Here is a 10413-nt window from a genome sequence, read left to right as displayed (position 1 = left end):
GACGCCCGACTTGACCTCTTCGACGTTGTCCTTGAAGCGGCGCAGCGACTCGAGCTCGCCTTCGAAGACCACCACGCTGTTGCGCAGCACGCGGATCGGCTTGCTCTTCTTGACCACGCCCTCGACCACCAGCGAACCGGCGACGGCGCCGAACTTGGAGCTGCGGAAGACGTCGCGGACTTCGGCGATGCCGATGATCTCTTCGCGGATCTCCATGCCCAGCAGGCCGGAAGCGACCTGCTTCACCTGGTCGATGACGTCGTAGATGATCGAGAAGTAGCGCAGGTCCAGGCCGCTGGTCTCGATGACCTTGCGGGCGCTGGCGTCGGCGCGGACGTTGAAGCCGATGATCACGGCCTTGGAGGTCGCGGCCAGCGTGGCGTCGGACTCGGTGATGCCACCGACGCCCGAGCTGATCACGTTGATCTTGATCATGTCGTTCGACAGGGCCACCAGGGCCTGGCGCAGTGCTTCCACGGAACCCTGCACGTCGGCCTTCACCAGCAGGTTCAGGGTGGCCTGGTCCTTGTCCTGGCCCATCTGGGCCATGATGTCTTCCATGCGGCTGCCGGCGGCGGCCACCAGGCGCGATTCACGGCGCTTGGCGTCACGTTCCTGGGCCACTTCCTTGGCCAGGCGCTCGTCGGCCACGACCACGAAGTCGTCGCCGGCGTCGGGCACGCCCGACAGGCCAAGCACCTGCACCGGGATGGACGGCTGGGCCGAATCGACCTGCTTGCCGGCTTCGTCGAACAGCGCGCGCACGCGGCCGTAATGGGTGCCGCACACCAGGTAGTCGCCCTTCTTCAGGGTGCCCTGCTGCACCAGCACCGTCGCGACCGGGCCGCGGCCCTTGTCCAGCGCCGACTCGATGACCACGCCGGTGGCGCGGGCATCGTAGACGGCCTGCAGTGCCATGACTTCGGCCTGCAGCGAGATCGCCTCGAGCAGCGCGTCCACGCCTTCGCCGGTCTTGGCCGAGACGTTGACGAACTGCACGTCGCCGCCCCATTCCTCGGGCACGACTTCCAGCTTGACCAGGCCCTGCTTGACGTTGTCCGGGTTGGCTTCGGGTTTGTCGATCTTGTTGACGGCGATAAGCAGCGGCACGTTGGCGGCGCGGGCATGCTGCACGGCCTCGACGGTCTGCGGCATCACGCCGTCGTCGGCGGCGACAACCAGCACCACGATGTCGGTGAGCTTGGCGCCGCGGGCACGCATGGAGGTGAAGGCGGAGTGGCCCGGGGTGTCGAGGAAGCTGATGACGCCCTTCTCGGTTTCCACGTGGTAGGCGCCGATGTGCTGGGTGATGCCGCCGGCTTCGCCGGTGGCCACCTTGGTGCGGCGGATGTAGTCGAGCAGCGAGGTCTTGCCGTGGTCGACGTGGCCCATGATGGTGACCACCGGCGGACGGCTCTTCTTCTCGCCCTGGACTTCACCCTGCAGCGCGACCAGCGTGGTCTCGGCGTTGTCTTCTTCGGTCTTGCTGGCGCGGTGGCCAAGCTCTTCGACCACCAGCACCGCGGTGTCGTGGTCGAGCACCTGGTTGATGGTGGCCATGACGCCCATCTTGAACAGCGCGCGCACCACTTCGCCGCCCTTCATGGCCAGCTTCTGGGCCAGGTCGGTGACGGCAATGGAATCGCCGATGAAGACCTCGCGCACGATCGGCGCGGTCGGACGGGAGAAGCCGTGCTGGCCACCGCCGCTGCGCGACGGCTCGGGGCCGCGGGCGCGGGATTTCTTGCGGTTGCCGGCGGCACCACGACGGGCGCGTTCGGATTCGGAAAGGTGCAGCTGGCCGGCGGCGAATCGCGTGGCCTGGCCACCGTCGCCTTCGTTGTCGACCATGGCGTGGGAACCACGCACGGTCTTGCCCTTGCCGGCGGCCTTGCCCGCGGGCGTGGCGGCCTTGGGGCTCGGCGGCGGCGGCGCGGCCGGCTTCGGGCGCGGCTTGCGCTCGTGGATGACGATGGCGCCGGGCGCCAGCGGCGCGACTTCGGGCGCGGCCGGGGCGGCGGGTTCTTGATCTTCGACGACGGGCGCAGCCTTGGCGGCTTCAGCCGCGGCGGCCTTGGCGGCCTCCGCGTTGCGACGCGCAGCCTCGTCGGCCTCGCGCTCGAGCTGGCGCTTGCGGTCGGATTCGGCAATCGCGGCCAGTTCGGCGTCGTTGCGGACCTTGGACTCTTCGAGCTTGCGCAGGGCGTCGGTGCGCTCGTCGGTGACCGGCGCCGCGGCGTCCACTTCGTCACGCTTGACGTAGGTGCGCTTCTGGCGGACCTCGACGGTGACGGTGGACTTGGACTTGCCAGCGCTGACGGTCAGCTCTTCCTGCTTTCGCCGCTGCAGGGTGATCTTGCGCGGGGCGGCGCCTTCGGCCGGCTTGTCGTCCTTGCCGTGCGTGCGGCGCAGGAAGCCAAGCAGCTTCATCTTCTCGGTGCTGCTGACCACCTGATCCGGCCCGCTGAAGGACATGCCTGCGCCGGCCAGCTGCTCGAGCAGCTTCTCGACGGGCATTCCCAGCACTTTGGCCAGTGAACCAACGGTGACTTCAGACATTTGGTGGCGATTCCTTCGTTTCCTGCGCGCGAGGCGCGCAATGGTGACTCTCGGGGCTAGCGGGGTGCAGCGGTCTTATTCGAACCAGTGCGCGCGGGCAGCCATGATCAGCTTGCCGGCACGTTCCTCGTCCATGTCCTCGATGTCGGTGATCTCGTCCGTGGCCAGCTCGGCCAGGTCGTCGCGGCTGACCACGCCGCGCGCGGCCAGGGCGTAGGCCGTGGCCTCGTCCATGCCGTCGAGCGAAAGCAGGTCGTCGGCCGGCTTGTGTTCTTCGATGTCCTCTTCGACCAGCAGGGCCTCGGTAAGCAGGGCGTCGCGGGCGCGGGCGCGCAGTTCCTCGACGATGTCCTCGTCGAAGCCCTCCACCGCCAGAAGCTCGGCGGCCGGCACGTAGGCGATTTCCTCGACCGTGCTGAAACCCTCGGTGACCAGGATGCCGGCGATTTCCTCGTCGACTTCCAGCTTGTCCATGAACAGCTGGCGCGCGGCCGCCTGTTCGGACTCGGATTTGGCGGTCACCTGGTCCTGGGTCATGACGTTGAGCTGCCAGCCGGTCAGGCGGCTGGCCAGGCGCACGTTCTGGCCGCCCTTGCCGATGGCCTGGGCCAGCTTGTCCTCGGCCACGGCCAGGTCCATCGAGCGCTTTTCTTCATCGACGATGATCGACTGCACTTCGGCAGGCGCCATGGCGTTGATGACGAACTGCGCCGGGTTGTCCGACCACAGCACGATGTCGATGCGTTCGCCGTTGAGTTCGTTGCTGACCGCCTGCACGCGCGAACCGCGCATGCCGATGCAGGCACCGATGGGATCGGTGCGGTGGTCGTGGGCCAGCACGGCGATCTTGGCGCGGTCGCCCGGGTCGCGGGCCGCGGCCTTGATCTCGACCAGACCCTGGCCGACTTCCGGCACTTCGAGCTTGAACAGCTCGATCATGAACTCCGGCGCGGTGCGGCTGATGAACAGCTGCGGGCCACGCGCTTCCGAGCGCACGTCCAGCAGGTAACCGCGCACGCGGTCGCCCGGGCGCAGCACGTCGCGCGGGATGGCCTTGTCCTTGGGGATCAGGGCTTCGGCATTGCCGCCCAGGTCCACGTAGACATTGCCACGCTCGACGCGCTTGACGATGCCGTTGATCAGTTCGCCGACGCGGTCCTTCCAGGCATCGACCACCTGCGCACGCTCGGCTTCGCGAACACGCTGCACGATGACCTGCTTGGCGGCCTGGGCGGCGATGCGGCCGAACTCGGCGTTTTCGACCTGCTCTTCGACGTAGTCGCCGACTTCGGCGCCTTCCTTCTCGTCGACGGCGTCCATCAGGCGGATCTGGCGGTCCGGCGATTCCATGACCACGTCGTCGGCCACCACTTCCCAGCGACGGAAGGTTTCGTAGCTGCCGTCGGTCGGGTTGATGGCGACACGCATGGCGACGTCCTGCTCGTGGTAGCGCTTCTTGGCGGCGGACGCCAGCGCGGCTTCCATGGCCTCGATGATCACGCCACGCGGCACGCCCTTTTCATTGGCTACCGCTTCCATCACCAGCAACAGTTCCTTGCTCATCTCTTCCAGCTCCGTGAAAGGCGTCGGACGCCTCAGGGGTTATCGGATTCATTCCCGGTCTTGCGCTTGCCGCGCGGACCGGTGGGTTTGGGCTGGGCCGCCAGGCCCAGGGCGACCAGGTCGGGGACCAGGCGCGCCTTTTCGATGTTCTCGTGGGCGACCGCCATTTCGCGGCCGTCGAAAACCAGCACGATCGTGTTGCCGTCCACGCGCTCGATGCGCGCCTGGAAGCGGCGTCGGCCGTCCACGGGCAGCCGCAGGTTCAACTTGGCCTGTTCGCCGATGAAGCGGGCGAACTGCGCCGGCGTGAACAGCGGGCGGTCGATGCCGGGCGAGGACACTTCCAGCGTGTACTGGGAAGTGATCGGGTCCTCGAGGTCGAGCACCGCGGAAATCTCGCGGCTGACGGCTTCGCAGTCCTCGATGGCGACGTGGCGGCCGGGGGCGTCGATGTACAGGCGCAGCATCGCGCTGTTGCCGGTCGGCGCGAATTCAACGCCCAGCAGTTCAAGACCCAGTCCTTCGACAGTGGGCGCAAGCAGATTGCTGATTTCGGTCGCCTTTCCGGTCATTCGTCGGTCCCGCGCCTCATTCGCGTTGATCAAATTTCAAAAACAAAAAAGGGCCGTGAGGCCCTTTTCCGGTACATCCAGGTTCCGGCTTCCCCGGGATCGGCTGGCAGCCAACCCGGGGAAAAAGCCTGTGCGATGAAACCCTTTCGGAATCCATCGCCAGAAACTGGTAGCGGGGGCAGGATTTGAACCTGCGACCTTCGGGTTATGAGCCCGACGAGCTGCCAGACTGCTCCACCCCGCAGCAGTGAGCGCGCATTATAGGGGGCTAGGCTTTCGCGGCGCAAGCCCGGCGTTTGTTTACCGCTCAGCCAGGGCTCAGACCGGGAACGCCAGGCCCACCCAGTGAAGGATGGTGTCGGCGAAAAGGCCAAGCGCCAGCAGCGCGACCGCGTTGACCGCAAACAGCACGCGCAGGTGGCTGTCGGGGTGCAGCTTGGGGCCCTCGCCTTCCGGCTCGTCGAAGAACATGGCCTTCATCACCCGCAGGTAGTAGAAGGCGCCGATCACCGCGCACACCACGCCGACCACGGCCAGCCACAGCAGGCCGGCGTCCAGGGCCGCCAGCAGGACTTCAAGCTTGGCCCAGAAGCCCAGGAACGGCGGCACGCCGGCCAGCGAGGCCATGACGAACATCACCAGCAGGGCCTGGAACGGATTGCGCGCCCACAGGCCGCGGAAGTCGGAGATTTCCTCGGCTTCGTGGCCCTTGCGCGACAGCAGGATGATGGCGCCGAAGGCCGCCGCCGACATCAGCGCGTAGGCAATGGCGTAGAACATCGCCGCGCCGTGGCCCAGCGGCCCTCCATGGGCCAGGCCCATGAACAGGAAGCCAACGTGCGAAATGGTCGAGTAGGCCAGCATGCGCTTGAGGTTGGTCTGCACCAGCGCGACCAGGTTGCCCACCACCAGCGACAGCGCCGCCAGCCAGGCGACCATGTCCTGCCACTGCGCGTCGAGCGGGCCGACGCCGTCCTCGAGCAGGCGGTAGGCCATGCCGAAGGCGGCCAGCTTGGGCGCCGAGCCGATGAACAGCGTGATCGCGGTCGGGGCGCCGTGGTAGGTGTCGGGCAGCCACATGTGGAAGGGTGCGGCGCCGAACTTGAAGGCGATGCCGACCAGCATGAACACCACGCCGAACAGCAGCAGCGTGCGGTCGCCGGTGGACGCCGCGGCGGCGTGGATCTCGCCCAGCTGCAGGCTGCCGGTGGCGCCGTAGATCATGGACATGCCGTACAGCAGCAGGCCCGAGGCCAGCGAACCGAGCACGAAATATTTCATCGCCGCTTCCGAGCAGCGCGGGTTGTCGCGGTCCATGGCGACCAGGCCGTAGGAGCTCAGCGCCAGCAGTTCCAGGCCCAGGTACAGCACCAGCATGCTGCCGGCCGAGACCATCAGCATCATGCCCAGCACCGAGAACAGGCCCAGCACGTAGAACTCGCCCTTGAACAGGCCACGGTCCTGCAGGTAGGGCTTGGCGTAGATGAAGGACGCCGCGGCCACCAGGTAGATGGTGATCTTGAGCACGTCGCCGATGGTGTCGCGCACGAACAGGTTGGCAAAACCCCAGGTGGTTTCCGCACCCAGTTCGCGCGCGGTCAGCACGGCGGCGGCGGCCAGGATGAACAGGGCCAGGAAATGGGTGAGGCCGCGACGTGCATCCGAGAGGAACAGGTCGATCATCAGCAGGGCGAAGGCTGCGCCGCAGACAAAGATCTCCGGCCCCAGGGGCTGGAGGTCGGCAAGTGTGGGCATCGGCAGGGCCATCGGGGCTTCCTTACAGCTTGGTGGCGGCGAGCTGGGTCAGCAGCTGCGCGATCGGTGCTTCCATGAGGTCGGTCAGCGGCTTGGGGTACACGCCCAGCGCCAGGGTGCCCAGGGCGAACACGCCCAGCACCAGGACTTCGCGGCCGTTGATGTCGGTGAGCTCGGCGACATGGTGGTTGGCGACGTCGCCAAAGACCACGCGCTTGACCATCCACAGGGTGTAGGCCGCGCCGAGGATCAGCGTGAAGCCGGCGCCGAAGGCGACCCAGGCGTTGTACTGGAACGCGGCCAGGATGACCATGAACTCGCCGACGAAACCCGAGGTGCCCGGCAGGCCGGCATTGGCCATCGCGAAGAACACGAAGAAGGCGGCGAACCAGGGCATGGTGTTCACCACGCCGCCGTAGTCGCGGATCATGCGGCTGTGCATCCGGTCGTAGACGACACCCACGCACGAGAACATGGCGCCGGAAATGAAGCCGTGCGAAATCATCTGCACCATCGCACCCTGCACGCCCAGCTGGGCGGCGTCGGTATTGCCCAGCTCGCGCACCAGCGCGAAGGCGATGAAGGTGCCCAGGGTGACGAAGCCCATGTGCGCGATCGACGAATAGGCGATCAGCTTCTTCATGTCTTCCTGCACCAGCGCCACCAGGCCGATGTAGATCACCGCCGCCAGCGACAGCGCGATCACCAGCCAGGCCCACTCCTGCCCCGCATCGGGCACGAGCGGCAGCGTGAAGCGCAGGAAGCCGTAGCCGCCGATCTTGAGCATGATCGCCGCCAGGATGACCGAACCGCCCGTGGGCGCCTCGACGTGGGCGTCGGGCAACCAGGTGTGCACCGGGAACATCGGCACCTTCACCGCGAACGCGGCCAGGAAGGCGAAGAACAGCCACATCTGTTCCTGGGCGGTCAGCTTGAGCTGGTAGAGGTCGGCCAGCTGGAAGCTGGCGCCGCCCTCCAGGCGTTCGCCCGAGACGATGTACAGGTACACCAGGCCGACCAGCATGAACACCGAGCCCAGGAAGGTGTACAGGAAGAACTTGATCGAGGCATACACGCGCCGCGGGCCACCCCAGACGCCGATGATGATGAACATCGGGATCAGCATGGCCTCGAAGAACACGTAGAACAGGATGGCGTCGAGCGCGCAGAAGACGCCGATCATCATGCCCTCGAGGATCAGGAAGGCGGCGAAATACTGGTGCGCCCGGCGCTCGACCGAACCCCAGGCGCCCACCAGCACCAGGGCCGTGGTCAGGGTGGTCAGCGCGATCAGCGCGATCGACAGGCCGTCCACGCCCATGTGGTAGCGGATGTCGAAGCTCGGGATCCAGCTGCGGTCCTCGACGAAACGCATCGCGGCCGAACTGCCGTCGTGGCCGGCGAACAGGAACAGGCTCAGGGCCAGGGTGGCGACCGCGACAAGCAGCGCGAACCACTTGGCCTGGGTCTGGCGGGCGTCGCCGAAGGCCAGCGTCAGGATGCCACCGAGGATCGGCAGCCAGACCAGGACGCTCAGCAGGGGCCAGGAGGATTGCATCGGGTCTTCCTTGTCAGTCTCAGGCGCCGGTCATCTTGACCAGCACCGCCAGCAGGACGATGAGGCCAATGATCATGGCGAAGGCGTAGTTGTAGAGGCGACCGGTCTGCAGGTGGCGCAGCAGTCCGCCGACGCGGTCGACCAGGGTGGCCGTACCGTTCACCAGCAGGCCGTCGATAAGACCGGCGTCACCGCGCTTCCAGGAGAACTTGCCCAGCTTGATGCCGCCGCCGGCGAAGCCCTTGATCCACAGGTCGTCGAAACCGTACTTGTTCTCGAGCAGGCGCACGATGGGCGCGAACAGCTTCGCGAACCGATCGGCCAGGGCCGTGTTGAACAGGTAGATGTAGGTGGCCAGGGCGAAACCCGCGAAGGCCAGCCAGAACACGATGCTGGCGTAGAAGTGGGTGCCGAAGCCGACCGCGGCCCAGAACCAGCCATTGTGATCGTGCCAGAGCACCTTGCCCGCCATGGCGACGGTGTCGTGCGCCGGCATCACTTCGATGGCGCCGCGGAAGTACTCGCCGAACAGCATCGGGCCGACCGTGAAGAAGCCGATGAAGATCGACGGGATCGCCAGCAGGATCAGCGGCACGGTGACCACCCACGGCGACTCGTGCGGTTCGACCGGGCCGTGGTGGCCGTGGTGGTCGTCGGCGTGTTCATCGTGGTGGGCCACGTCGCGGAAACGCTCCTTGCCGTGGAAGGTCATGTACAGCAGGCGGAAGCTGTAGAAGGCGGTGACGAACACGCCCAGCAGCACCGCGTAATAGCCGTACTGCTGCACCCAGCCACCCTGTTCCGCCGCCTTCTGCGCGGCGACGATGATGGTGTCCTTGGAGAAATAACCCGACAGGAAGGGCGTGCCGACCAGGGCCAGGGTACCGATCAGGCTGGTCCAGTAGGTGATGGGCATGTACTTCTTCAGGCCGCCCATCTTGCGCATGTCCTGCTCGTGGTGCATGCCGATGATCACCGAGCCGGCCGCCAGGAACAGCAGCGCCTTGAAGAAGGCGTGGGTCATCAGGTGGAACACCGCGGCCGAATACGCCGAGACGCCCAGGGCGACGGTCATGTAGCCGAGCTGCGAGAGCGTGGAATACGCGACCACGCGCTTGATGTCGTTCTGCACGATGCCGATCAGGCCGGTGAAGAAGGCCGTGGTGGCGCCGATGAACAGCACGAAGGCCAGCGCGGTTTCGCTTTGTTCGAACAGCGGCGACATGCGCGCCACCATGAAGATGCCGGCGGTGACCATGGTCGCGGCGTGGATGAGCGCCGAGATCGGGGTCGGGCCTTCCATCGAGTCCGGCAGCCACACGTGCAGCGGAACCTGGGCCGATTTGCCCATGGCGCCGATGAACAGGCAGATGCAGATGAAGGTCATGATCTCGACATCCACCGGGCCCGAGAGCACGTCCATGCTCCAGCCGCCCATGCCGATCTTGCCCGACCACAGGGTGAAGGTGCCCTGCAGTTCGCTGTTGTAGGCATGCGCGAAGACGGTGGCGTAGTCGAGCGTGCCGACCCAGGCCAGCACGCCGGCGATGCCGAGCAGGAAGCCGAAGTCACCGACGCGGTTGACCAGGAAGGCCTTGAGGTTGGCGAAGATGGCGGTCGGGCGCTTGTACCAGAAGCCGATGAGCAGGTAGGACACCAGGCCCACCGCTTCCCAGCCGAAGAACAGCTGCAGGAAGTTGTTGCTCATCACCAGCATCAGCATGGAGAAGGTGAACAGCGAGATGTAGCTGAAGAAACGCTGGTAACCCGGGTCTTCTTCCATGTAGCCGATGGTGTAGATGTGCACCAGCAAGGAAACGAAGGTGACCACCACCATCATCATGGCCGTGAGCGTGTCGACCATGAAGCCGACGTGGGCCGAATAGCCGCCCACTTCGAAGAAGGTGTAGACGTTCTGGTTGAACGGCGCCGCGTCCATGCCCAGGAACTGCCAGAGCACGTGCAGCGACAGCGCGCAGCTGACCGCCACGCCCAGGATGGTGACCCAGTGCGCGCCGGCGCGGCCCACCTGCTTGCCGAACAGGCCGGCGATGACCGAGCCCAGCAGGGGCGCGAGGGCGATGACCAGCAGGATGTTCATTGAAATCATCGCGCGATCAACCCTTCAGCGAATCGAGTTCGGCGACATTGATGGTCCGCCGGTTGCGGAACAGCGTCACCAGGATGGCCAGGCCGATGGCGGCCTCGGAAGCCGCCACGGTAAGAATGAAGAACACGAAGATCTGGCCGTCGACGTCGCCCAGGAAGCGCGAGAAGGCCACGAAGTTGATGTTCACCGCCAGCAGCATCAGCTCGATGCACATCAGCAGCACAATGACGTTCTTGCGGTTGATGAAGATGCCGGCCACCGAGATGCAGAACAGCACCGCGGCAAGCGCGAGGTAA

The 10413-nt window shown here is 66.0% G+C and carries 7 protein-coding genes and 1 tRNA gene; all 8 read right to left on the bottom strand.

The genetic code is table 11. The features are described 5' to 3' along the window. Positions 1-2559 (bottom strand): translation initiation factor IF-2 (gene infB, locus AACZ35_RS08765; RefSeq protein ID WP_339828283.1); only part of this gene is annotated, 2559 nt, incomplete at its 3' end. Positions 2560-2634: 75 nt separating this feature from the next. Next, positions 2635-4122, bottom strand: a complete 1488-nt coding sequence (gene nusA / locus AACZ35_RS08760) for a transcription termination factor NusA (protein WP_339828282.1) — start codon at positions 4120-4122, stop codon at positions 2635-2637. A 32-nt stretch (positions 4123-4154) separates the two neighbouring features. Then, positions 4155-4694, bottom strand: coding sequence for a ribosome maturation factor RimP (gene rimP / locus AACZ35_RS08755; protein WP_339828281.1), 540 nt, complete (start codon positions 4692-4694; stop codon positions 4155-4157). A 167-nt stretch (positions 4695-4861) separates the two neighbouring features. Further along, a tRNA-Met gene (locus tag AACZ35_RS08750) sits at positions 4862-4938 on the bottom strand. A gap of 74 nt (positions 4939-5012) precedes the next feature. Continuing rightward, positions 5013-6461, bottom strand: a complete 1449-nt coding sequence (gene nuoN, locus AACZ35_RS08745) for an NADH-quinone oxidoreductase subunit NuoN (RefSeq protein WP_339828280.1) — start codon at positions 6459-6461, stop codon at positions 5013-5015. Between the two features lie 10 nt (positions 6462-6471). Beyond that, on the bottom strand, positions 6472-8007 hold the full coding sequence (locus tag AACZ35_RS08740) for an NADH-quinone oxidoreductase subunit M (protein WP_339828279.1): 1536 nt from the start codon (positions 8005-8007) through the stop codon (positions 6472-6474). Between the two features lie 19 nt (positions 8008-8026). Further along, a complete protein-coding gene (gene nuoL / locus AACZ35_RS08735) occupies positions 8027-10117 on the bottom strand; it encodes an NADH-quinone oxidoreductase subunit L (protein WP_339828278.1) in 2091 nt (696 codons plus the stop codon). Positions 10118-10124: 7 nt separating this feature from the next. Then, positions 10125-10394 (bottom strand): NADH-quinone oxidoreductase subunit NuoK, encoded by a 270-nt coding sequence (gene nuoK, locus AACZ35_RS08730; RefSeq protein ID WP_339828284.1) that lies wholly within the window; start codon positions 10392-10394, stop codon positions 10125-10127. Positions 10395-10413 lie beyond the last annotated feature (19 nt).

It is taken from the genome of uncultured Arenimonas sp. (assembly GCF_963976025.1).
In the GTDB taxonomy this organism is placed as follows: domain Bacteria; phylum Pseudomonadota; class Gammaproteobacteria; order Xanthomonadales; family Xanthomonadaceae; genus Arenimonas.
The sequence above is the reverse complement of the archived record's forward strand: the minus strand, read 5'-3'. Positions and strand labels throughout refer to the sequence as shown.